This window comes from Truepera radiovictrix DSM 17093, from assembly GCF_000092425.1.
In the GTDB taxonomy this organism is placed as follows: domain Bacteria; phylum Deinococcota; class Deinococci; order Deinococcales; family Trueperaceae; genus Truepera; species Truepera radiovictrix.
The window spans coordinates 3,187,557-3,209,033 of the sequence record NC_014221.1 but is presented as its reverse complement, the minus strand read 5'-3'; the positions used below and the strand labels follow the sequence as shown (position 1 = coordinate 3,209,033).

Below are 21,477 nucleotides of genomic sequence, written 5' to 3'. Positions count from 1 at the left end.
CGGCCTCCACGAAGGGTGAGGGGGGACGCGCTAGGGTGCGTCGGCTGAGGGGTCGGGGTGGATGAAGCGGTACCCGAGCGTCTGCGCCAGCTTGTCGCTGCGCACCACCTTGAAGGGGACCGCGTGGGGCGGGACGAAGCGGGGCGGAGGGAGGCCGCTGCGCGCGGCGTAGCGGGTGTAGAGCGCGCGGCGGGTGGGGTGCAAGGGGGCGCAGACGTTGAGGGTCTCCCCCCAGAGCCCCTCCTCGAGCACGCGCGTCATCACCGCGACGACGTCGTCGCGGTGGACGAGGTTGACCCGCGCGTCGCCGCCCGTGACCTCGCGCCCCGCGAGCCGCTGGCCCGGTTGCCGGTCGTAGCCGTAGAGCCCGGCGAGGCGCAGCACGGTGGCGCGCCGTTCGCGGAGGAGCGCTTCGGCCGCGAGGAGGGCGGCGCCGCTCGCGCTCACCGCGCCGCCCGCGTCCGCCTCGCGGACCTCGCGCCCCCGCGCCTCGAGCGTCCCGTCGGCGTAGACCGAGGTCGAGCCGGTAAAGAGCACGTGGGTCGTCGCTGGGGTGTGGCGCAGCGCCTCGGCGATCTGCGCCGGGTAGCGCGTCCGCACGTCGTCGGCGCGGCGTTTGGGGGGGAGCGTCAGCACGAGGGCGTCGGCCTCGAAGAGGTCCGCCGGGTCGCCCACGAGGGCGGGGGTGAGCACAAGCTGCACCGCGCGGATGCCGGCGGCCTCGAGCGCCGCCAGTCCGTCCGGGGTCGTCACCGTCCCCGTCACGGCGTGGCCGCGCGCGACGAGCACCCTGCCGAGCGCCGCGCCGACCCAGCCGCACCCGAGGATGCCGATGCGCATCGCTAGCCGCGCGCGCGGGCGGCGGCTTTCGCCGCTTTTTCCGCAAAGGTGCGGGCGAAGGTCTTGATTTCAGCCATCAGCTCGACGTCCTTGGTAGCGTTGTGGTAGGTGTCGCCCAAGGTGAGGAGCGTTTGGAAGACGAAGTCGTTCATGTCGTCGACCGTCATGTCATGCGTCCACAGGTCGATGCGCAGCGAGGTGCGCGCTTCGGCGTCCCAGAGGGCCAAAAACATCGCCTTGGCGTCCTGGGGGCCCGAGACGGGGGCGTCGGTGGCGCTCCAGCGGATGCGCCCGATGTCGCCGTCGCCACTGCGGGTGACGGCGATGCGGATGTCGGCGGTTCGGCTCATAGGGGCATCATACCGGCCGCCCGGTGGGGTGCGGGCCGCACGCGTTCGGGGCGCGCGTAGTAAGGTGGGCGCATGGCGAGAAGGCAGCGAGCCCACGCAGGTCAGGGGGCCGGGGCGTGGCGGTAGGCCCGCGAGCGGCGCCTGAGCTCCTGCGCGGGGCGCTCGCGCACGCGCTCGAGGCGGTCGATCCGGCGCGGGTGCTGGGCGCGCACCTGCCGCCCCCGCCAAAGGGGCGGCTCGTCGTCGTAGGGGCGGGCAAGGCGGCCGCGGCGATGGCGTGGGCGACCGAAGCTCACCTCCGCGCGGCCTCTCCGGAAGCCGCGGTCACGGGGCTCGTGATCACCCGCTACGGCCACCTGGACCCGGCGCGGCGGCCCGAGCGGCTCGAGGTCGTCGAGGCGGCGCACCCCGTGCCGGACGCAGCGGGGGTCGAGGCGAGCTCGAGGATCCTGGCGCTCGCTGCGTCCTTGCGTGAAGACGACCTGCTGCTCTGCCTCCTCTCGGGGGGCGGGTCGGCGCTCCTCTGCGCCCCAGAGGGCGTGACCCTCGCCGAGAAAGCGGCGCTCACCCGCGCGCTCTTGCGCTCGGGAGCGGAGATCGGCGAGATGAACGCCGTGCGCAAGCACCTCTCGCGGGTCAAGGGGGGCGGCCTCGCCCGCGCCGCCTCCCCGGCGCGGGTCGTGTCGCTCATCCTCTCGGACGTCCCCGGCGACGATCTCGCGGCGGTGGCGTCGGGGCCGACGGTCCCCGACCCGACGACGTTTGGGGAGGCGCTCGAGGTCTTGACGCGCTACGAGATCGACGCCCCCGCCGCGCGCGCCCACCTGGAGCGGGGCGCCCGCGGCGAGGTGCCCGAGACGCCCAAACCGGGCGACCCCCTCTTCGCGCGGGTCGAAAACCGCCTCGTCGGGAGCGCGCAAGGGATGTTGGAGGCGGCCGCGGCGTGGTTTGCGGCGCGCGGCGTTACGCCGCTGATCCTCGGTGATGCGGTGACCGGCGAGGCGAGAGAGGTCGCCAAGGTGCACGCCGCCGTGGCGCGGCAGATCAAGCGCTACGGGCAGCCCGTGCGCCCGCCCGCGGTGCTCCTTTCGGGCGGCGAGACCTCGGTCACGGTGCGGGGGCCCGGGCGCGGGGGGCGCAACCTCGAGTTCGCCCTCTCGCTGGCGCTCTCCCTCGGTGGCCTGCCGGACGTCTACGCGCTCGCCGCCGACACCGACGGGGTCGACGGCACCGAGGATGCGGCGGGCGCGCTGGTGACGCCGGCGACGCTGGGCACGCTTGGGCCGCTCGCCGCGCGGCGCTACCTGGGAGCGAACGACGCCTACACCTTTTTCGAGCGCGCCGGCGGGCTCGTCAAAACCGGCCCGACGCTGACGAACGTCAACGACGTGCGGATGGTGCTGGTCGATGACGCCCGGGGCGCTTGGCGGGAGCGCTTTGGGTGAGGCGCAGCACTCGGGCTGGCAGTGTGGACGCGCTGGCTGCAGGTTGACGCCGACGAGACCGCCGGTGACAAAGCCGCGACCGCCGGTGTTGTGAGACCTCTGCGCCTTACGCACCAATGTCATACGTGTCACAAAAAGAACGTTTGTTGAGCATTTGAGACATAAAACGCTATGTTTTGTTCGTTTTTGGTGTAGGGTTATCTAACGAACGGCCGTTCTTGTGCGCGCTTTGGGTACCGCGGTGCCTCTGCCCCCGCTGTAGGAGGTCTCTATGCAGCCGTCTCCACACCGCTTGGGTAACGCCACGTTCGAGAACTACGTAGGTTTGGAATCGGGCTACACCGAGATGGCCTATCAGATGTCGGCGCATGTGCTGACGGTCGGTTACGCCATCATGTTAGCGGCGCTCATCTACTTTATCCTGACGATCCGGCAGGTTAGGCCGCGCTACCGGATGTCGTCGATCCTCTCGGTCGTGGTCATGGTCTCGGCCTTTCTGCTGCTCCTGATCCAGCAGCTCAACTGGACCAGCGCCCTGCAGTTCGACCCCGCAACGGCGCGCTACAGGCTCGCCCCCGAGGGGGTCGAGGGTATCGTCACCGCCGGCGACCTCTTTAACAACGGTTACCGCTACCTCAACTGGCTGATCGACGTGCCGATGCTGCTCTTTCAGATCCTCTTCGTCGTCACCTTGAGCCGCAGTTCGTTTGCGTCGGTGCGCAACCAGTTCTGGTTTTCGGGCGTCGCGATGATCATTACCGGTTACGTCGGTCAGTTCTACGAGGTCACCCGGCCGGGTCTTTTCTTCCTCTGGGGCAGCATTTCGACCGTCTTTTTCATCCACATCCTGATCGTGATGCGGCGCGTGATTAAAGAGGGGGTCGAGAACGCGCCGGACTCGGCCAAGGGGATGTTGGGCGCGATCTGGCCCCTTTTTCTCATCTCCTGGATGCTCTATCCGGGCGCCTACTTGATGCCCTACTTATACAGCTTTTCGCTCGAGCCGGCGCTCAGCGAGTCAGCCGTCGTGGCCCGGCACCTAACCTACACCGTCGCCGACGTCACCTCCAAGGTGATCTACGGCGTCCTGCTCGCCGCCGCGGCGACGCGCATGAGCAAGGCCGAAGGTTACGACTGGGAGGTGCAGACGGCGTAGCGGGTTCTCGGTCGGGTGCGGTCAGGTCGCGCGGCTGGCGTGGTCTAACGTGGTCTAAAGCGTCCGACCGAGGGTTGGGGTGAGGGTGGTGAACCGTCACGCTGCGAGAGCGCCCGCGTCGGCGCTCTCACAGCGGCGTACGTTACTCCCGCGACCGCCAGCGGCGCGCCTGGACAAACGAGCGCACGGCGAGGAGCAAGAAAATGGCGCACAACACGGCGGTCAGCGCCTGCATGGTGACGGCGAAAGGGCGCAGCACGAAGCCGCCGCCCAAGAGGACGAAAAAGGACACCACGCCGCTAAAGGTGCCCAAAAACCCGAGCAGCGCAACGACCGCCGCCGCGTGCATGGCGTGTCGGCGCGCGCCCTCGTGGCGCTGCCCGATGTAGCCGCAGAGCGCTAACAGCCCCCCCAGAAAGGCGGGGATGAGGGCGGTGAGGCTCGTGGCGCCGGCGAGCAGGTAGCTGAGAAACCCGGCGATGATAAGTAGAAGGCCGATGATCACGGCCAAGGTGGGTAGCATGGGCGTTTGGGTCGTCACTGCGCCCCTCCTTGAAGCTCGAGCCGAAGCTCGTCGGGCGTGTACCACTGCGCCTCGGGTTCGACGTGGGGGTTCGGAGCGGGACCGGTGTCGCTCCAGCTCTGGTTGTCTAGGGTCATAAGCGCTTCGACCTCCATGTCGTGCGTGCAGAGGATCTGGCACGATAGGCGGTAGTCGGGTTTGACGCCCTGGTCGAGCCCCAGCTTAACGAACTCGGCGCGCGTCATCGTCTCGGGTTCGCCCCGCGTAAAGCGCACGCGGCAGGTCGTGCAGCGCGCTTTGCCGCCGCAGCGGTGCCCGATGGGGACGCCCAGCGCCTCGATGGCGAGCACCAAGCGCGTGTCGTCGGGGAACTCTCCTTGAGCGCCGTTTACGGTCACAGTCGGCATGTCATCCTCCAATAGCCCACCCCTTTCACCCTTCACGAGCCCCGCGAGCGACCGCTAGGGCCGCGCCCACAATTCCCGCTTCGTTGCGCAGCTCCGCCGCTACGACCTCGGTGCCGAGCTCGAGCAAGGGGAGGAACTTGTCGCTCTTTTTGCTGACGCCGCCGCCGACGATAAAGAGGTCGGGGGAGAAGAGGAACTCGAGGTGCTTAAGGTAGGTCTGTACCCGGGCGGCCCACTTTTTCCAGCTGAGGTCCGCCAGTTTGCGCGCGCGGTCCGACGCCCACGCTTCGGCCTCCTGCCCCCCCTCGAGGTAGAGGTGCCCGAACTCGGTGTTGGGCAGCAGCTTACCGTCTAGAAACACCGCGCTCCCGATGCCCGTGCCGAAGGTGAGCATGATGACCGTGCCGCTTCTCCCCCTGCCCGCCCCGAAACGCATCTCGGCTTCGCCCGCGGCGTCCGCGTCATTCAGCAGGTGGACCTCGAGCCCCGTGACGCGGGAAAAGAGCGCGTCGGCGTCCGTGCCGATCCAGCTCTTGTCGACGTTGGCCGCCGAGAGCGTCACCCCGTGCCGGACGATGGCGGGGAAGGTGCAGCCGATGGGCCCGCTGTAGGCAAAGTGCGCGACGATCTTCCCGACCGTCTCGGCGACGGCTTCCGGCGTCGCGGGCTGGGGGGTCTCGAGGCGGTAGCGCTCGGTCGCGAGCCCCCCCGCTTCGATGTCGACGAGCGCACCTTTAATCCCCGAACCGCCGATGTCGATACCTAAAACGTGCTTCACGGCCCCCATTATGACCTGCGTTACCTGCCGCGCACCCCGCGCCCAAGTGGGCGCTACGCCGACGTGCTGCTCAGCTTACCGGTGTAGCGTAGGCCTCTGGAGGTACGATGGAGCACCTTGAACGGCGCGGCACCCGGGTTCCAGCGCTTGGTTTGGGCACCTGGGAGCTTCGCGGAGACGCCTGCACCGAAGCTGTCGAGCACGCCCTCGCCCTCGGCTACCGGCACCTGGACACGGCGCAAGGCTACGACAACGAGGAGCAGGTCGGGTTGGCGTTGGCGCGGAGCGGCGTGCCGCGGGACGCGGTCTTTTTGGTGACCAAGGTCAAACCAGCGAACTTCTCGCGGCTCAGAGCGGCTAAGAGCGTGCGGGAGAGCCTGCGCAAGCTCCGCACCGACTACGTCGACCTGCTGCTGCTGCACTGGCCGAGCTCGGAGGTGCCCGTCGAGGAGACCTTGGGGGCGCTGCGCGAGCTGCAAGACGGGGGTGCCGTGCGGCATGTGGGGGTCAGCAACTTCACCCCGTCGCAGGTGCTAGAGGCGCGCCGCTACGCCGACGTGTTCGCCAATCAGGTCGAGTACCACCCGTACCTGTCACAGGCGCGGCTCCTCGCGCAGGCGCGGGAGCTCGACTACCTGCTCACCGCCTACAGCCCGGTGGCGCGCGGCAAGGTGTCAAAAGATCCCACGCTCCGAGAGATCGGCGAGGCGCACGGCAAGACCCCCGGTCAGGTCGCGCTGCGCTGGCTCGTGCAGCAACGCGTCGCGGCGATCCCCAAAGCCGCATCGGCGGAGAACCGCGAGCGCAACCTCGACATCTTCGACTTCGCGCTCTCCGAAGAGGAGATGGCGCGCGTCGCGGCGCTCGACCGGGGTGAGCGCCTGGTCGACCCCGGCGACGGGCGGGATTGGGAGAGGTAGCCGTAGGGCGGTGTGTGGGCACGAGGTCATCCTTGCATCCCCTCCCTGACAATGGCATGATGGTTGTATGACACAGGTTGCCGTCCGAGCGTCCCCCCTCGGATGTAGCGGTGAGGGCAACGGGAAACGCCCACGTACGCGCGGCGGAGGGGGCGAGCGCTGCGCGCGCCGCGTTGGCGCGATGAGTGGAAGCGGTTGAGGGGGCTTCTCGCGCTGGCGCGCGCGCGCCTACGGGCGCAGTGGTCGGTGGTCGATCCCCTTTTGCGAGCTTACCTGCCGCTCGCGTTGTTCCTCGTCCTGATCGCTCTCGCCGTCGGCGCGCGGTGGGTGCGCGTGGGCGAGCTCTTTCGCGACCCGAACGCTCTTGCTGGCGTTCCGTTTTACCGCGGCGCGATCTCGAACGTCGGCGTGCTGCTCTGGTGGAGCGCCGCGGTCGTCTGTTTTTTAAGCCGAGCGCTCCTGCTCATAGTGAAAGGGCGCGTGAGGCGCGCGCTTTCTTCTGGTCCCTGGGTTGGCTTACGGCCGCGCTCGCGCTGGACGACCTCTTTATGTTTCACGAGGAGGTGTTTCTGCGCCTGTTCGGCATCCCCGAAGAGGTCACCTTCCTCCTGTATGGGCTTTTGACCGCGCTACTTCTGTGGCGGTTTCGGCTGTTCATCCTGCAGAGCGATTTTCTGCCGCTCGTCGCGGCGCTCGCCTTTTTCACGCTCTCCATCTTTATCGACATCGGTGGGCTGTCACGCGTCGCCTCGCTGCGCGCCGGTCTCGAGCTCTTTTTCGAGGACAGCGCCAAGCTCTTTGGCATCGTCGGTTGGCTTTTCTACACCGCTCGGTTGAGCCTGCAGGTGGTGCCGAGGACGCTCGCGGTGTCGGCTGAGGGCCGTGCCCGGGTCTCCGTCCGGCCGGCCGCTAGGGAGGTTGTCGGCGCTCGCCTGCCCGAGCGCTAAGGGGGAGGTGCGCGGTGGCTGCACGACTCTTTGAAACGCGCTATCTGTTTGGGGGTCGCTCGTGACCGGTGCGGCCTACCCGCTCGAGTGGATCCGCGCGCAGTTTCCCGCGCTGAGTAGCGGCGAGGTGTGGCTCGACAACGCCGCCGGCGCGCAGGTGCCGCGGGCGGTGTTGGGTGCGCTGCACCACGCGATGAGCACCATGCAGGTCAACAAAGGGGGCGCCTACGCCGCCTCGAGGCGGGTCACGGCGGCCAAGGAGGGAGTGCGCGCCCGCGTCGCCGAGTTTCTCGGGGGGGCGCCGCACAACGTTATCTTCGGCCCGAACGCCACGACGCTCGTCGCGCTGCTCGCGCAGAGCGTCGGTGAAACCCTCGCGCCGGGGGACGAGGTGATCGTCACGGGTTTAGACCACCACGCCAACATCGACCCGTGGCGGCGCCTCGCGGCGCGCGGCGCGGTGCTGAAAACGTGGGTGCCCGTGGGACCGCAGGTGCGGCTCGAGCTGGGTGACCTGGAGGGGCTCCTCGGTTCCAAGACCAAGCTGGTCGCCGTCACGGCGGCGAGCAACGCGCTCGGCACGCTCACCGACCTCCCGGCGATCGCCGAGCGGGTGCACGCGGTCGGGGCGCGACTCATGGTCGACGCCGTACACTACGCCCCGCACGCCCTACCGGACGTGCGCGCGTGGGGCGCCGATATGCTCGTCTTTAGCCCCTACAAGGTCTTCGGGCCCCACCTCGGGGTGCTCTACCTGAGCGACGCGGCGTTAGGGGCGCTGCCAGCCCCGCGCCTCGCCTTTTTGCCGGCATCAGAGCCCATCGCCTGGGAGCCGGGGACGCAGAGCCACGAGGCGATCGTCGCCTTCGGCGGGGTCTTCCGTTACCTCGACGAGGTCGCCGCGCAGCTGGGCGTCGCGGGGTCGGGGCGCGGGGCGTGGGCCGCCGTGTTTGCGCGCTTCGCGGCGCACGAGCGGGCGCTGACAACGCGGCTGCTTGCGGGTCTAGAGCGGCTCGGCGCCGAACGCTACGGGCTCTTGGGCACGTCGGGTCGCACGGCGACGGTCGCGTTTAACCTACCTGGGCGCGCCCCCAAAGAGGTCGCGGGGCACCTCGCCGCGCGCGGCGTCGGCGCTGCTTGGGGCCACTTCTACGCCCATGAGCTGGTGATGAAACACCTTGGCCTCGCGGCGCGCGGCGGCGCGGTGCGGCTCAGCGCGCTGCACTACACCAGCTTTGAGGAGGTCGACGCGGCGCTCGAGGCGCTGGGGGCGTTGGCGTAGCCCCTAGCAGGGGCGCTGGGTGTGAGGGCGCTAGCTCCCTACCGCGCCGGCCGAGGGGCTCTCACCGGCGACGCTCTCGAGCAGCTCCCGGGCGTGCGCGAGCGCCGTCTTGGTGGCCGCGCCGGAGAGCATCCGCGCGAGCTCGGCCTCGCGTTCGCGGCCCGTAAGGCGCTCCACGCGGGTGACGGTGCGCCCCCCGCGTTCGCGCTTCTCGACCCGAAAGTGCGCGTCGGCGAAGGCGGCGACCTGCGGCAGGTGCGTCACGACCAGGACCTGGTGCTGCGCGGCGAGCCGTTTTAAAAGCGCGCCCACGGTGCGCGCGGTCTGGCCGCCTAACCCCGCGTCGACCTCGTCGAAGACGAGCGTGGGGAGCTCCGTACCGGTGACGACGTTGAGCGACAGCATGACCCGCGAGAGCTCCCCCCCCGAGGCGACCGCCGCGAGGGGGGCAGCCTCTTCGCCCAGGTTGGCGCGCAGCAAAAACGTGACCTTGTCCCTGCCGTGCGCGGCGAGCGCCGGGAGCGGTTCGAGGTGCACGCGAAACTGGGCGTTGCCCATCCCCAAGGGGCGCAGCTCGCGGGTCACCGCTTCGGAGAGCGCGGCGGCGGCGGCCCGGCGCGCGCTGGTGAGCGCGGCGGCGAGACCTTCAAGCTCCCCCCTCAGGGCGTCCCGCTCCGTTTGCAGCTCGAGCGCGCTCTCTTCGGCGCGCCCTAACGCCGCGAGTTCGCGCGCCGCCTCGTCGCGGTAGCTGAGCACCGCAGCGAGCGTGTCGCCGTACTTGCGTTTGAGGGTCTCAAGGAGCTGCAGCCGCGCCTCGAGCTCCTCTAAGCGCTCGGCGCTCCCCTCGAAGTCGTCGACGAAGCCGGCGACCTCGGCGGCGATCGCCTGCACGCTGGCGACCGCGTCGCGCAGCTCTCCGGCGAGCGCCGCGGGGGTGGCGTGGTAGCGCCCCGCCGTCTCTAGCTCGCGCAGCGCCCCCCCGAGCAGCCCGAGCGCGTTCGGCTCCCCCTCGCTAAGCGCGCCCAAGGCCACGCCGAGCGCGCTCTGGATGCGCTCGGCGTGGCGCAGGCTCTCGAGCGCCGCGCGCAGCGCCCCCTCCTCGTCGACTTGGAGCTTGGCGCGGTCGATCTCCTCGACCTGAAACGCCAGGATGTCGAGCCGCCGCGCCCGTTCGCGCGAAGCCGCCTCGAGCGCGGCGAGCTCGCGTTCGACCTCGGTCAAGCGCGCGTAGCGCGCGCCGTAGCGCGCCCGCTGCGCCTGCGCCTCGGGGCTCAGCAGGTTGTCCAGAAGCCGCCGCTGCTCGGCGCTCTCTAGAAGCGTCTGCGAAGCGTGCTGACCGTGGATGGCGAGGCGCTGCGCGCCGACCTGGGCGAGCTCGCCGACGGTCACGACCTCGCCGTCGAGCCGCGCGGTGCTCCGGCCCGAGGCCTGCACGCGCCGCGCGACGCTCGAAAGCGCCTCCTCGCTAGGGTTTGGATGCGGGGCGAAAAACCCCTGGACGAGCGCGCTCTGCGCCCCCGTGCGCACGGCTTTGGCGTCGGCGCGGCCGCCGATAAGGAGCGCTAGGGCGTCGACCAGGATGGATTTGCCCGCCCCCGTCTCGCCGGTGAGGACGTTGAGGCCGGGGGCGAACTCGAGGCGCAAAGCGTCGATAATCGCGAAGTCTCGCAGCTCGAGGGCGACCAGCACCCGCCCAGTATAGCGCCGCTCAGACCGCCCAAACGTACCCCGCCCCCCGAGCCCGCGGCTCCCAAAGTGCCAAAAAGCTAACACTTGCGCGCGCGGCCCGCACCTGCCCTAGCGCGCCCCTGGGGGGCGGTTTATACTGCCCCCAGCATGCCCGGTACCGCGTGCGTCTACGTCGAGTGCCCCCGCGACGCGTGGCAGGGGTTCGCTACCGTGATCCCCACGGAGGTCAAGGTGGGGTACGTGCGTTCGCTCCTCGAGGCGGGGTTTACGCGCCTCGACCTCGGGTCGTTCGTCTCGCCGCGGGCGGTGCCGCAAACCGCCGACACCGAGGCGCTCCTCGCTGCGCTCACGGTGCCCGAGGGGGTCGAGCTCAGCTGCGTGGTGCTCAACGAGCGCGGGGTCGAGCGGGCCGCGACGACGCGCGCGACGCACGTCGGCTTTCCGCTCTCGGTGAGCGAAACCTTTCAGCGGCGCAACGCCCGTCAGACGCTCGCGGAGGCGTGGGCGCTCTTGGCGCGCCTGCAGGCGGCCGCGCGCGCGGCGGGGCTAGGGTTCACGGTCTACCTGTCGATGGGTTTCGGCAACCCCTACGGGGAGCCGTGGCGCCCTGAGGACACGGCGCGCGCGCTCGCGCGGGTGCGCCAGCACGGGGTGACGCGCGTGGTGCTCGCCGACACGGTCGGGACCGCTACGCCGGAGCGCCTCGAGGCGGTGCTTGAGGCGGCCGCTCGGGAGGGGGCGGCGGCGAGCGAGCTCGGGCTGCACCTGCACGCCCCCCCGGGGGGCTGGCAGGCGACGGTCGCGCTCGCGCTGGCGCGCGGGGTGCGTTGGTTCGAGGGGGCCTTGGGGGGGCTCGGCGGGTGCCCGTTCGCGGCGGACGCGCGCACGGGCAACCTACCGACCGAAGCGGTCTTGCCCTTTTTGCTCGAGCGCGGTTTCTCGGTGACGCCCGCCGGGGCGCCGCTGGGAGACCTGGCGGCGGCGGCGCGCGCCCTGCGCGAGCGCTACGACCTACCGCGGCCCCCCGAGCGGGGGGGCGCGGCGTGACCTGGCAGGGGGCGCTAGCGGCGGCGCTCGAGGTGAGTTTCGACGCCCTGGCCGCCCTCGAAGGGGGGCGCGTCGTCGCGGCCAACGGGGCCCTAGGGGCGCTTGTGGGGTGCGCGCCGCACGAGCTGTGGGGGCGCGCGCTCGGGTCGCTGGTGCGCGTGGAGCCCCCGGCTGAAGGGGGGGTGTTAGAGGCGCTGCGGCGCGCGCCGCAACCCCTCGAGGGGACGCTGACCCTGTGGGGGGGCAAAGAGCTGCCGGTCGAACTGCTCTGGCGTCCCTGGCGGTTTCAGGGCCGCCCCGTCGAGCTCGTCGCGGTGCGCGGGGTCAGTCTGGCGACGAGCGCCCAGAGCGCGCTGCGGCGCTACCAAGCGACGCTCGAGCGCAAAAACAGCGACCTCGAGCGGGCCAACCGCGTGCAGCGCGAGTTTTTGGGGATCTTGTCGCACGAGCTGCGCACCCCGCTCACCTCGGTTATCGGCTACGCCCAGGTCTTGGGCGACGAGATCATAGGCCCCCTGAACGACAAACAGCGCGCCTACGCCGAGACGATCTACACCTCTGGGTTGCAGCTCATGCGGCTTATCGACGACCTTTTAGACCTCTCGCGCCTAGAGGCCGGGGACGTGGCGCTGCAGCGCCGCCCCGTGGCCGTCGCCGAGCTTTTGCGGGCGGGTGTGGCGGGCGTCGGCGCCGAAGCCCGCGCCAAGGGGCTCTCGGTGACGCTGCAACCGCCGCCAGAGGCGGCGCTCTACGGCGACCCCGCGCGGCTCGCGCAGGTGCTCGGGGCGCTGCTATCGAACGCGGTGAAGTTCACCCCGCTCGGCGGCCGGGTTTGGGTGAGCGCCGAGCTGCGCGAGAGCGAGGTCGTGCTGATGGTGCGCGACGACGGCATCGGCATCGCCCCGGAGCACCACGAGGGGGTGTTCTCGCCGTTTTTTCTGGTTGACGCCTCGAGCGCTCGGCAGCACCGCGGGGCGGGGCTCGGGCTCGCGCTCGCGCGGCGCATCGTCGAGCTGCACGGCGGGCGCATCTGGGTCGCGAGCGAGCTCGGGCGCGGCAGCACCTTCTACGTCGCCCTGCCGCGGGCGCCGCACGCTCCCCTAGGTGCCACGCCGCGCGCGCTGGGACCTAGCTAGCGTTCGGGCCGCTACGCCGTCGGCGGGACGTCGTAACCGCAGCGCGCGAGCTCCGCCCGGGTCGCCTCGAGGGCGCGCGCTTTGGTGGTCGCGAGGTCGGCGGCGACCGTCGCCCCCGCCGCCGCGACGTGCCCACCACCGCCGAGCGCGACGCAGATGGCCTGCGCCGAGACCCCCGCGCGCGAGCGCACCGAAACCTTGGTCTGCGGGGTTCCGTCTTGGCGCTCCTCGCGCAGAAAAAGCGCCACGACGGTGCCCTCGGCGTAGCGGATCTGCCCCACGTAGTCGCTCGAGTCGTCGTCGGTCGGGCCGATCTCTTGGCGCATCGCCTCGGTCAACTCGGCGTAGGCGACGAGGCCGCCCAGGGGGAACTCAACGGTCCCCATCACCTTGCCGAGCATCCGGAAAAAGTCGGGGTGACGCCACGCCAGACGGTCGGTCAGGTCGCTATAGGCGACGCCGCACGCGATCAGCTCCCCCGCCGCGCGCAGCACCTCTGGCGTCGTGTTGCCGAAGCGGAAGCCGCCGGTGTCGGTGAGGATACCCGTCAAACAGGGGGTGGCGAGCGCCGCGTCCCAGGGGACGCCGAGGGCGCTGATCAGGTCTTTGACCATGTGGGCGGTGGCCGCGCGGCCCGGTTCGACCCAGAGCAGGTCGCCAGCGCCGTTGTTGGTGCCGTGGTGGTCGATCACCACCGTGAGCGCGGCCCCCTCGACGCGCTCGTCCGTAACCGGCACCCCCACCAAGCGGCGGCTCACCTCGACGTCGAGCACGATGACCAACGTGTTTGGTTCAAGGTGCGTTAGAGGCGCTGAGAGCTCGCCCGCTTCGGCCAGGAAGGCGAGGTAGCGAGGGGGAGTGAGCGGCAAGGTGGTGCGTTTGCCGAGCCGGTCGAGCGCCCTTTTGAGCGCGAGCGCGCTGCCGAAGGCGTCGCCGTCGGGGCTCTCGTGTGAAGCGAGGACGATGGGACCCGCCCAGTCTCGTAGCTTCTGGGCGAGCTGTGCTGGCTTGTCGGGGTGTTCGGCGTGATCCGAGGTCATGGGGCACTATACCGAGCGCCCCCTTGAGTCTGTTGAGGGTAGCGTTCCACACGGCGACGCCTGCCCTGACGGGCTACCCTGGAGGGGACGAGAGGCAGTTGCTGCCAAGGGCGCGCCCCGGTAGGAGGAAGCGGTGCTGGACAAGCGAGCTGAAGGGCCCACGGAGGCAGCGGTCGACGCCGCTCCCCCGCGCGCGTTGCCGGGTGCTACTGGGGAGCGTGAGGGCGACCTCCGCGCCGACGTGACGGGTGTCCCGGAGGGTGCGGGCGTGGCCGGGAGCGATAGCGAGGGTACCGGCATCGGGGGGGCGGCCGCGCTGCCCGTTTCCGCTCGCCGCCGCGCGCTCTTCGGGCTGCGGCTTCTGCTCCTGGCGCTGCTCTTCGTCGGGGCGCTGCTCCTCTACCGCAGCGCGGGGCCGACCCCGCCGGCGCCCCTTTTCGTGCAGCGTGGCCTCAGCGCGCTGCCCGAAGTCGAGCGCCCCGAGGGGGAGCTGCTGCGCGTCTTCGAGGCGGCGCGCCCCGCGACCTTGCAGATCGAGTTGCGCGTCCCGGGGCATCCCTCGGGTTCCCCGCAGGGCATCGGCACGGGTTTTTTCATCTCGCCGGACGGTGAGGTGCTCACCGCCTATCACGTCGTCGACACCACCTTGGGCTTCGCCCGCCGCGGCGCGCTCGAGGCGGTCGGTCCGGACGGTGCGCGCTACGGGCTCGAGCTCGTCGGCTTCGACGCCTACCGCGACCTCGCGGTGCTGCAAGCCGACCTGCAGAGCGCCGGGGTTACCGAGGTACCGAGCTTGCCGCTCGCGCGCCGCGCGCTCGAGGTTGGGAGCGAAATCGTCGCTATCGGCAACAGCCGCGGCGAGTTTTTGGCGGGGCGCGTCGGGCGGGTGCGCCGTTTGGACGTCCGGGCGGCGCGGGCCGACTTCGCCGACGGCACCTCCGAGCTGACCGCCTCGCTCGCCCCCGGCGACTCCGGTGGGCCGGTGCTAAACCGCGACGGCGAGGTCGTCGGGGTGGTGAGCTATATCGCCATCACCGCGCAGCCGGGGCGTCCCCCCGGTTTGGACACGCTCCCCGACGCGCTCCCCGAAGGGCACCCCGAGATCACCCCGGAGCGCAACCGCTTCCCCTTCCTGAGGCTGCCGCAGCGCGAGCTGACGAGCACCTTCGCGTCGTACGCGGTGCCGGTCTCGGCCGAGAGCGACGTTTTGGCGGGGCTCCGCGAGGGGGTGCAGCGCGACGTGCCGGTGATCGGCTTTACCCTGGGGGTGCAGGGGGTCGGCCAGAGCTACGACCCGCGCCTGTTTCCCGACCGGGTGCTCGGGCCGCGCCCGGGGGTGGTCGTCGGCCAGGTCGCGCCGGGGAGCCCTGCCGAGCGGGCCGGGCTGCGCAGCGCGCGGCAAGAGGAGGTCTACCGTGACGGCGCCCTACAGGCGCTGCGCCCCGTGGCCGACGTGATCGTCTCCGTCGACGGCGAGAGCACCCCAACCTACGACGCTCTGACGAGCGTGATCCGCCGCCGGGCGATCGGTCAGACCGTCGAGCTCGAGGTGCAGCGCGGCGAGGAGCGGTTGCTGCTCCCCCTCGAGCTCGGCGCGCGCCGCGCGGTCTTCGGCCGGTAGCGCGCCGGCGGGGCGGCACAAAAAAGCAGCGCCCCCATCTCGGGGGCGCTCGCTAACGGCGCTCTGGTGGGCGATAGTGGATTTGAACCACTGACCTCGTCGTTATCAGCGACGCGCTCTAACCAACTGAGCTAATCGCCCGCGCCGACGTCGTAGCGCTCAAAAGCCTATCACGCGCTCTGCGCGCGCGTCAAGGGTTTTGAGCGCCCCCCGCTAGCGCCTCTTTGAGGAGCGCTTGGGCCTGCTGCGGGTTGGCCTTGCCGCCGGTTTTGCGCATCACTTGACCCACGAAAAAGCCGAGCAAGCCGACCTTGCCGCCGCGGTAGGCGCCGATCTTGTCGGGGTGCTCGGCGAGCACCGCCTCGACGATGGGCCGCAGCGCCTCAGCGCTCGAGACCTGCTTAAGGCCCCGCTGCTCGACGAGCTGCGCGGCGCTCTGGCCGGTCGCCGCCATCTCGGCCAGCACCTCCTTGCCCAGCCGCGCGCTCAGCGTACCGTCATCGACGAACGCGACGAGCTCGGCTAGCGCGCCCGGGGTGAGGCGCGCAGCCGAGCCCTCTTTGACGAGCCGCGCGACCTCGCTGACGACCCAGCTGGCGAGCTGCGGGCTCGGCTGCGCGCGCTGCGCCGCCTCGAAAAAGGCGCCGAGCGCCGCGTCTTTGGCGAGCGCGGCGGCCTCCTCGCGGTTGGCGCCGAGCGTCAGGTAGCGTTCAAACGCCTCCCTCGCCGCCCCCGAGAGCCGAGCGGCGGGGTCTTGCGGTTCGGTCTGCAGCGGGGCAGGTTTGGCTGTCGCTTCGGCTTTGTAGCGCGCTTCGGGGCGCGCGGACGCTCTGGGGCTCGGCGTCACGCTCAGCCCGATGATGCGGTTGAAGACGAGCGCGTCGGGCCTCGAGTCGACCGGGTCGCGCCAGAAGTACCCCTGCCGCTCGAACTGGTAGCGGGTGTCGGCGGGGTCGTCGCGTACGCTCGGTTCGACGACGCCCCGTTTGACCACGAGCGAGTCCGGCGTCAGGTGCTGGACGTAGCTCCCCTCACCCTCTTCGGGGTTGGGTACGCTAAAGAGCCGCTCGTAGAGGCGGAACTCGGCGGGCACCGCCCCCGCGGCGGCGACCCAGTGGATCACCCCCTTGACCCCCTCGCTCGGCGCTTTGCCGAACGAGTCCGGTTCGTAGGTGCAGCGCAGCTCCGTCACCGCGCCCTCGTCGTCTTTGATGACCTCGTCGCAGCGGATGACGTAGGCGTGGCGCAACCGCACCTTCGCCCCGGGGGAGAGGCGCCGAAAGCCGCGTTCGGGGTGCTCCTGGAAGTCGCTGCGTTCGATGTAGAGCTCGCGCCCAAAGGGCACCGTGCGCGCGCCCTCTTTGGGGACGTCGTGCGGCCAATAGGGGACGCTGAGGGGTTCGGTGTGCCCCTCGGGGAGGTTCGTCACGACCACCTTGAGGGGGTCGAGGACCGCCATCACCCGCGGCGCGCGGTAGTTGAGGTCGTCGCGGATGGTGGCCTCCAAAAGGCCGATGTCGGCGCGCGAATTCGTCTTGGCGACCCCGATGCGCTCGGTGAAAAAGGTGCGGATCGCCTCCGGCGTCACCCCGCGGCGCCGAAAGCCGGAGAGCGTCGGCATGCGGGGGTCGTCCCAACCCCGGACGTGCCCCCCTTTGACGAGCCCGATCAGCTTGCGCTTACTCAGCACCGTGTAGGTCATGTTGAAGCGGGCGAACTCGTACTGGTAGGGCCGCGGCGCCGCGGGAAAACCGACCTTGCCGCGCAGCGCTTCGAGCAGCCAGTCGTACACCGCGCGGTTGTTCTCGAACTCGAGGGTGCATAGCGAGTGCGTCACCCCCTCGATAAAGTCCTCTAAGGGGTGGGCAAAGTCGTACATCGGGTAGATGTGCCACGCGTCCCCCGTGCGGTAGTGGGGGGCGTTGACGATGCGGTAGAGCACGGGGTCTCGCAGCTTGAAGTTGGGGTGGGCGAGGTCGATCTTGGCGCGCAGCACGTGGGCGCCGTTGGCGAACTCGCCCGCTCGCATGCGCTCTAAGAGGTCGAGGTTCTCCGCTACGCTGCGGTCGCGGTAGGGGCTCGGGCGGCCGGGTTGGGTGGTCGTCCCGCGAAGCTCGCGCATCTCGTCTTCGGAGACCGAGTCGACGTACGCGAGCCCGTCTTTGACGAGCTGCACGGCGCAGGCGTAAAAGCGGTCGAAGTAGTCGCTGGCAAAACGCACCTGCGCGGGTTCGAAGCCGAGCCAGCGTACGTCCGCCACAATGCTCTCGACGAACTCAGGGTCTTCGGTCTCGGGGTTGGTGTCGTCGAAGCGGAGGGTGCAGAGGCCGCCGTAGTCGTGTGCCAACCCGAAGTTCAGGCAGATGCTCTTGGCGTGCCCGATGTGCAAGTAGCCGTTGGGTTCGGGGGGGAAGCGGGTGACGACCCCTGGGTAGCGCCCCTCCTCGAGGTCACGGTCGATGATCTCGGTGATAAAGTTTTCTGCGACGAGGCGCTTTTTAGGCGCTTCTTTGCCGAGGGTGTCGCCGCGGATTTCCGCGTCCGCTTCGAGGTCGTGGGGAGCCGCTCCAGCCATGCTTGAGCCTAGCATAGTGCGGCGCTCCCCGAGGTGCGCGGCTGACCGGGAGCTTAGGGTCTCAGTCAGATTCCACCACGGGCCGCGGGCGCTCGGGGCCAGGGGCGCTAAGCGGCTGAAGAGCCGAGGCTACAACAGCACCCTCGAGCGAAACTCCAGCCGCCCCTTGTGGCCGACCTTGTGGTGAAAGATTGCCCCCGCCCCCGCGCCGTCCCCTTGAGCCGTGGTGACGAAGAGCTCGTCGAAGTTAGGCCCTCCGAAAGCCGCCGAGGAGACGTTCTGGGCGTCGACTGCGAGGCGTTCTAACACCTCCCCGTCGGGGGCGTGGTGCAAAATCGCCCCGCCGCGAAAGCGCGCCGAGTAGAAGCTCCCGTCGGCGGCCATCGCCAGCCCGTCGGGGGTGCCCTCGTCCTCGGCGGCGGCGTAGACCCGCTCGCGGGCCGAGAGCGCGTTCGTGTCGGCGTCGTAGGCGAAGCGGTAGATATGCCGCGCGGTCGAATCGGTCCAGTAAAACGCGCTCAAATCCGGCGAGAAGCCCATGCCGTTGGCCGTGCCCGTGCCCCCAAAAAGCTTCGTCACGCTGCCGTCTAGGCCGACGCGGTAGAGGCCGCCGGAGGTCTTGCTCGCACCGATGGTGCCCGCGAAGACCTCGCCGTTAGGTGCGGCGATCACGTCGTTAAAGCGCGCCATCCCGGGTTCGTCGACCTCCCGCAGCACCACCGCCTCTTCGCCGACGACGAGCCGCGCAATGTCGCGCACGCGAAAGAGGAGCAAGCTCCCGTCGTCTTGCAGGGTGAACCCGCCGACTTTCTCCCCCGAGTAGATGACGTCATGCCCCCCATCCTTGAAGCGGTGCAGGGTGCCGCCGTCGATGTCGGTCCAGTAGAGGCAAGCTTCGCGCGTGTCCCACAAGGGGTTTTCGCCGAGTTTGCAGTTGGCTTGAACGAGGATGTCCATACCGCTACGTTAACGCGGCGCCGACGCCCAAAAAGCCGCCTGTACCCGATTTCCCCGGCCGCTAAACGCTGCCACGTAGCGGCGACCTGCCCAGCCGCGAACGCGTGTTAGACTCGCGGGCGTGTCGCTCCGGCTCCCCGATACCGTGCAGCTACCGCGCGTCGAGATCTTAGCGCCCGTGCTCGGACAGCTCACCTTCGGCGCGCTCGCCGGTTTTGCCGCGGGCTACGCCCTCAAAAAGGTCGGTAAGCTCGCCGCCATCGCGTTGGGGATCTTTTTCATCCTCCTCCAGCTGCTCGCCTACTTCGGTTTCGTCGAGGTGAACTGGTTGCAGATCCAGCGCCACGTCGATCCGCTGCTGCAACCCGACGCGCTCGAGGGGTTGTGGCGCAACCTGCTCGCCTTGTTGACCCTCAACCTCCCCTTCGCCGCCGCTTTCGTACCGGGCTTCGTGGTCGGGTTGCAGCGCGGGTAGCGGCCTCGGGTCTCCGGGTTTAGGCAGGGATTGTGAGCGCAGCGGGCTCAAGCTATTTGATACCGGGGTCTTGACATCCGCCGCGCGGCGTGCGTATCATCGGCTTTGGTTAGCACTCGCACAGGCCGAGTGCTAAAAAGCTGTCCCCACAGGAGGTCCCATCCATGACGCTACGACCCTTAGGCGACAAGGTCATCGTCGAAGTGATCGACGAGCCGCAGACCACGGCGAGCGGGATCGTGTTGCCCGACACGGCCAAGGAAAAGAGCCAGAAGGGCAAAGTCATCGCCGTCGGCCCCGGCAAGCTGCTCGACAACGGCCAGCGTGCGGCTCTCGAGGTCAACGAAGGTGACACCGTGATGTTCGCCAAGTACGGCGGCACCGAAGTCACCTTAGACGGCAAAGAGCTGATGATTCTCAGCGAGCGCGACATCCACGCGATCATCGCTTAGTAGGGAGAGACCATGGCAAAAGACCTCATTTTCCAAGAAGAAGCGCGCCGCAGCCTCGAGCGCGGCGTCAACGCGGTAGCCAACGCCGTCAAGGTCACCTTGGGCCCCAAAGGCCGCAACGTGGTGTTGGAGAAGAAGTTCGGCTCGCCGACCATCACCAAAGACGGCGTCACGGTCGCTAAAGACATCGAGCTCGGCAACGGCCTTGAAAACATCGGTGCCAAACTCCTGATCGAGATCGCCTCGAAGACCAACGACATCACCGGTGACGGTACCACGACCGCGACGGTGCTCGGTCAGGCGATCGTCAAAGAGGGTTTGCGCAACGTCGCGGCGGGCGCCAACCCCCTCGCGCTAAAGCGCGGCATCGACAAAGGCGTCGAGGCGGCGGTTGAAGAGATCCGCAAAATGGCCCGCAGCGTCGAGGACTCGAAGGCGGTCGCCGAAGTCGCCGCCATTTCGGCCAACGACCGCGAGATCGGCCAGCTCATCGCCGAAGCGATGGACAAAGTCGGCCGCGACGGCGTGATCACCGTTGAGGAGTCCAAGGGTCTCGACACCGAGCTCGACGTCGTCGAGGGGATGCAGTTCGACAAGGGGTACATCAGCCCCTACTTCATCACCGACTCCGACACCATGGAAGCGGTGCTCGAAGACGCCTACATCCTCATCCACGAGAAGAAGATCTCGGCGCTTAAAGACCTCTTGCCGGTGCTCGAGCAGGTCGCCCAGACCGGCCGCCCGCTTTTGATCATCGCCGAGGACATCGAAGGCGAGGCGCTCGCGACCCTGGTCGTCAACAAAATCCGCGGCACCCTGAATATCGCCGCCGTCAAAGCCCCCGGTTTCGGTGACCGCCGCAAGGAGATGCTCAAAGACATCGCGGCTGTCACGGGTGGTACGGTCGTCTCCGAGGAGCTCGGCTACAAGCTCGAGAACACCCGCCTCGACATGCTCGGCCGCGCCAACCGCATCCGCATCTCGAAGGATGAAACCACCATCATCGAGGGTAAGGGCGACCAGAGCGCCATCGAAGCGCGCGTCAAGGCGATCCGCACGGAGATCGAGAACACCGACTCCGACTACGCCCGCGAAAAGCTGCAGGAGCGCCTCGCCAAGCTCGCCGGCGGCGTCGCGGTGATCCGCGTCGGGGCGGCGACCGAAACTGAGCTCAAGGAGAAAAAGCACCGCTTCGAGGACGCGCTCTCGACCGCGCGTTCGGCCGTGGAAGAGGGCATCGTCGCCGGCGGTGGGGTGACGCTCATCCACGCGATTAGCGCCGTTGCCGAAGTCGCCAAGGGCCTCGAGGGCGACGAGCGCACGGGCGCTCTGATTCTCATGCGCGCGCTCGAGGAGCCGGCTCGCCAGATCGCTGCCAACGCCGGCGCCGAGGGCAGCGTGATCGTCAACGCCATCAAGGGCAAAAACGACGGCCGCTACGGCTACAACGCCGAGACGGGCGAGTTCGTCGACGACATGATCGAAGCGGGTATCGTCGATCCCGCCAAAGTCACCCGGACGGCGCTACAGAACGCGGCCTCCATCGCCTCGCTGCTGCTGACCACCGAAGCGGTCATCGCCGAGCGCCCCGAGAAAGAGGAGCCCGCAGCGGCCGGTGCCGGCGCGGGCGGCGGCATGGGCGGTATGGGCGGGATGGACTTCTAAGTCCCGCACCTCGCGAAACAGTGAAAGGTCAAGGAGCGGCTTCGGCCGCTCTTTTTTCTTTTGTAGCTTGGTTGCAGCTAGATAAAAAGCAGCCAGATAAAAACAAGTACCCCATTTGCTACTTGAAGAAGCGGTAAAGAAAGGGGATGGTGGTTTTGTCTATGAACCTACA

Annotated in this window: 20 protein-coding genes and 1 tRNA gene; 11 read left to right on the top strand and 10 right to left on the bottom strand. The window is 69.3% G+C overall.

Annotation, left to right across the window (positions count from 1 at the left end; translation table 11 throughout):
- Nucleotides 1-30: 30 nt before the first annotated feature.
- Together TRAD_RS14645 and TRAD_RS14640 are read right to left on the bottom strand one after the other, a co-directional pair.
- The gene (locus TRAD_RS14645) at nucleotides 31-840 is read right to left on the bottom strand and encodes an NAD-dependent epimerase/dehydratase family protein (RefSeq protein ID WP_013179400.1); all 810 of its coding nucleotides are present in this window, start codon (nucleotides 838-840) and stop codon (nucleotides 31-33) included.
- Between the two features lie 2 nt (nucleotides 841-842).
- Entirely contained in the window at nucleotides 843-1,190 is a 348-nt protein-coding gene (locus tag TRAD_RS14640) for a hypothetical protein (protein ID WP_013179399.1), read from the bottom strand.
- 116 nt (nucleotides 1,191-1,306) lie between these two features.
- Here TRAD_RS14640 and TRAD_RS14635 point away from each other — a divergent pair, with 116 nt between their 5' ends.
- On the top strand, nucleotides 1,307-2,635 hold the full coding sequence (locus TRAD_RS14635; RefSeq protein ID WP_013179398.1) for a glycerate kinase type-2 family protein: 1,329 nt from the start codon (nucleotides 1,307-1,309) through the stop codon (nucleotides 2,633-2,635).
- A 271-nt stretch (nucleotides 2,636-2,906) separates the two neighbouring features.
- Nucleotides 2,907-3,791: a bacteriorhodopsin gene (locus TRAD_RS14630; protein ID WP_013179397.1), complete on the top strand. Its 885-nt coding sequence runs from the start codon at nucleotides 2,907-2,909 to the stop codon at nucleotides 3,789-3,791.
- Between the two features lie 142 nt (nucleotides 3,792-3,933).
- Here TRAD_RS14630 and TRAD_RS14625 read toward each other — a convergent pair whose 3' ends face one another.
- The 3 genes from TRAD_RS14625 to ppgK are packed head-to-tail and all read right to left on the bottom strand — an operon-like array spanning nucleotide 3,934 to nucleotide 5,508.
- Complete coding sequence (locus tag TRAD_RS14625) at nucleotides 3,934-4,332, bottom strand: hypothetical protein (protein WP_013179396.1); 399 nt, start codon at nucleotides 4,330-4,332, stop codon at nucleotides 3,934-3,936.
- Nucleotides 4,329-4,721 (bottom strand): 2Fe-2S iron-sulfur cluster-binding protein, encoded by a 393-nt coding sequence (locus TRAD_RS14620; RefSeq protein WP_013179395.1) that lies wholly within the window; start codon nucleotides 4,719-4,721, stop codon nucleotides 4,329-4,331. The genes TRAD_RS14625 and TRAD_RS14620 overlap by 4 nt, the downstream gene beginning before the upstream one ends.
- A gap of 25 nt (nucleotides 4,722-4,746) precedes the next feature.
- Nucleotides 4,747-5,508: a polyphosphate--glucose phosphotransferase gene (gene ppgK, locus TRAD_RS14615; RefSeq protein ID WP_013179394.1), complete on the bottom strand. Its 762-nt coding sequence runs from the start codon at nucleotides 5,506-5,508 to the stop codon at nucleotides 4,747-4,749.
- Nucleotides 5,509-5,606: 98 nt separating this feature from the next.
- On the opposite strand from ppgK, the gene TRAD_RS14610 reads away from it, so the two are divergent.
- The 3 genes from TRAD_RS14610 to TRAD_RS14600 all read left to right on the top strand — a co-directional run bounded on the left by TRAD_RS14610 (nucleotide 5,607) and on the right by TRAD_RS14600 (nucleotide 8,648).
- On the top strand, nucleotides 5,607-6,419 hold the full coding sequence (locus tag TRAD_RS14610; RefSeq protein WP_013179393.1) for an aldo/keto reductase: 813 nt from the start codon (nucleotides 5,607-5,609) through the stop codon (nucleotides 6,417-6,419).
- Between the two features lie 548 nt (nucleotides 6,420-6,967).
- Nucleotides 6,968-7,366 (top strand): hypothetical protein, encoded by a 399-nt coding sequence (locus TRAD_RS14605; protein ID WP_148221274.1) that lies wholly within the window; start codon nucleotides 6,968-6,970, stop codon nucleotides 7,364-7,366.
- Between the two features lie 61 nt (nucleotides 7,367-7,427).
- Nucleotides 7,428-8,648 (top strand): cysteine desulfurase-like protein, encoded by a 1,221-nt coding sequence (locus TRAD_RS14600; RefSeq protein WP_013179392.1) that lies wholly within the window; start codon nucleotides 7,428-7,430, stop codon nucleotides 8,646-8,648.
- A gap of 30 nt (nucleotides 8,649-8,678) precedes the next feature.
- On the opposite strand, the gene recN is transcribed toward TRAD_RS14600, so the two are convergent.
- The gene (gene recN, locus TRAD_RS14595) at nucleotides 8,679-10,337 is read right to left on the bottom strand and encodes a DNA repair protein RecN (protein WP_013179391.1); all 1,659 of its coding nucleotides are present in this window, start codon (nucleotides 10,335-10,337) and stop codon (nucleotides 8,679-8,681) included.
- A gap of 147 nt (nucleotides 10,338-10,484) precedes the next feature.
- Between recN and TRAD_RS14590 the strand changes: the two genes are divergently transcribed.
- Both TRAD_RS14590 and TRAD_RS14585 read left to right on the top strand, forming a co-directional pair.
- Nucleotides 10,485-11,384 (top strand): beta/alpha barrel domain-containing protein, encoded by a 900-nt coding sequence (locus TRAD_RS14590; RefSeq protein WP_013179390.1) that lies wholly within the window; start codon nucleotides 10,485-10,487, stop codon nucleotides 11,382-11,384.
- Nucleotides 11,381-12,520 carry a sensor histidine kinase gene (locus TRAD_RS14585; protein WP_013179389.1) on the top strand — a complete coding sequence of 380 codons (1,140 nt, stop codon included), beginning with the start codon at nucleotides 11,381-11,383 and terminating at the stop codon, nucleotides 12,518-12,520. Before TRAD_RS14590 ends, TRAD_RS14585 begins: the two co-directional genes overlap by 4 nt.
- An 11-nt stretch (nucleotides 12,521-12,531) precedes the next feature.
- Here TRAD_RS14585 and TRAD_RS14580 read toward each other — a convergent pair whose 3' ends face one another.
- Nucleotides 12,532-13,560: a DHH family phosphoesterase gene (locus TRAD_RS14580; protein WP_013179388.1), complete on the bottom strand. Its 1,029-nt coding sequence runs from the start codon at nucleotides 13,558-13,560 to the stop codon at nucleotides 12,532-12,534.
- Between the two features lie 133 nt (nucleotides 13,561-13,693).
- Here TRAD_RS14580 and TRAD_RS15520 point away from each other — a divergent pair, with 133 nt between their 5' ends.
- On the top strand, nucleotides 13,694-15,181 hold the full coding sequence (locus TRAD_RS15520) for a S1C family serine protease (RefSeq protein ID WP_013179387.1): 1,488 nt from the start codon (nucleotides 13,694-13,696) through the stop codon (nucleotides 15,179-15,181).
- Nucleotides 15,182-15,245: 64 nt separating this feature from the next.
- Here the strand turns inward: TRAD_RS15520 and TRAD_RS14565 are convergent.
- From TRAD_RS14565 to TRAD_RS14555, 3 genes are all read right to left on the bottom strand, one after another.
- Nucleotides 15,246-15,322: transfer RNA gene (locus TRAD_RS14565), tRNA-Ile, on the bottom strand.
- Between the two features lie 49 nt (nucleotides 15,323-15,371).
- Nucleotides 15,372-17,756: a glutamine--tRNA ligase/YqeY domain fusion protein gene (locus TRAD_RS14560; RefSeq protein WP_148221273.1), complete on the bottom strand. Its 2,385-nt coding sequence runs from the start codon at nucleotides 17,754-17,756 to the stop codon at nucleotides 15,372-15,374.
- 129 nt (nucleotides 17,757-17,885) lie between these two features.
- Nucleotides 17,886-18,713, bottom strand: coding sequence for an SMP-30/gluconolactonase/LRE family protein (locus TRAD_RS14555; RefSeq protein ID WP_013179385.1), 828 nt, complete (start codon nucleotides 18,711-18,713; stop codon nucleotides 17,886-17,888).
- Between the two features lie 121 nt (nucleotides 18,714-18,834).
- Here TRAD_RS14555 and TRAD_RS14550 point away from each other — a divergent pair, with 121 nt between their 5' ends.
- From TRAD_RS14550 to groL, 3 genes are all read left to right on the top strand, one after another.
- On the top strand, nucleotides 18,835-19,188 hold the full coding sequence (locus tag TRAD_RS14550) for an FUN14 domain-containing protein (protein WP_013179384.1): 354 nt from the start codon (nucleotides 18,835-18,837) through the stop codon (nucleotides 19,186-19,188).
- 164 nt (nucleotides 19,189-19,352) lie between these two features.
- Nucleotides 19,353-19,640 (top strand): co-chaperone GroES, encoded by a 288-nt coding sequence (gene groES, locus TRAD_RS14545; RefSeq protein WP_013179383.1) that lies wholly within the window; start codon nucleotides 19,353-19,355, stop codon nucleotides 19,638-19,640.
- 12 nt (nucleotides 19,641-19,652) lie between these two features.
- On the top strand, nucleotides 19,653-21,305 hold the full coding sequence (groL, locus tag TRAD_RS14540; protein ID WP_013179382.1) for a chaperonin GroEL: 1,653 nt from the start codon (nucleotides 19,653-19,655) through the stop codon (nucleotides 21,303-21,305).
- Nucleotides 21,306-21,477 lie beyond the last annotated feature (172 nt).

Excerpts from the sequence above, each read along its gene's own strand:
- TRAD_RS14645 (WP_013179400.1), bottom strand. The coding sequence starts at position 840 with ATGCGCATCGGCATCCTCGGGTGCGGCTGGGTCGGCGCGGCGCTCGGC.
- TRAD_RS14640 (WP_013179399.1), bottom strand. The coding sequence starts at position 1,190 with ATGAGCCGAACCGCCGACATCCGCATCGCCGTCACCCGCAGTGGCGAC.
- TRAD_RS14630 (WP_013179397.1), top strand. The coding sequence starts at position 2,907 with ATGCAGCCGTCTCCACACCGCTTGGGTAACGCCACGTTCGAGAACTAC.
- TRAD_RS14620 (WP_013179395.1), bottom strand. The coding sequence starts at position 4,721 with ATGCCGACTGTGACCGTAAACGGCGCTCAAGGAGAGTTCCCCGACGAC.
- ppgK (WP_013179394.1), bottom strand. The coding sequence starts at position 5,508 with ATGGGGGCCGTGAAGCACGTTTTAGGTATCGACATCGGCGGTTCGGGG.
- TRAD_RS14610 (WP_013179393.1), top strand. The coding sequence starts at position 5,607 with ATGGAGCACCTTGAACGGCGCGGCACCCGGGTTCCAGCGCTTGGTTTG.
- TRAD_RS14605 (WP_148221274.1), top strand. The coding sequence starts at position 6,968 with ATGTTTCACGAGGAGGTGTTTCTGCGCCTGTTCGGCATCCCCGAAGAG.
- TRAD_RS14590 (WP_013179390.1), top strand. The coding sequence starts at position 10,485 with ATGCCCGGTACCGCGTGCGTCTACGTCGAGTGCCCCCGCGACGCGTGG.
- TRAD_RS14580 (WP_013179388.1), bottom strand. The coding sequence starts at position 13,560 with ATGACCTCGGATCACGCCGAACACCCCGACAAGCCAGCACAGCTCGCC.
- TRAD_RS14560 (WP_148221273.1), bottom strand. The coding sequence starts at position 17,756 with ATGGCTGGAGCGGCTCCCCACGACCTCGAAGCGGACGCGGAAATCCGC.
- TRAD_RS14555 (WP_013179385.1), bottom strand. The coding sequence starts at position 18,713 with ATGGACATCCTCGTTCAAGCCAACTGCAAACTCGGCGAAAACCCCTTG.
- groES (WP_013179383.1), top strand. The coding sequence starts at position 19,353 with ATGACGCTACGACCCTTAGGCGACAAGGTCATCGTCGAAGTGATCGAC.
- groL (WP_013179382.1), top strand. The coding sequence starts at position 19,653 with ATGGCAAAAGACCTCATTTTCCAAGAAGAAGCGCGCCGCAGCCTCGAG.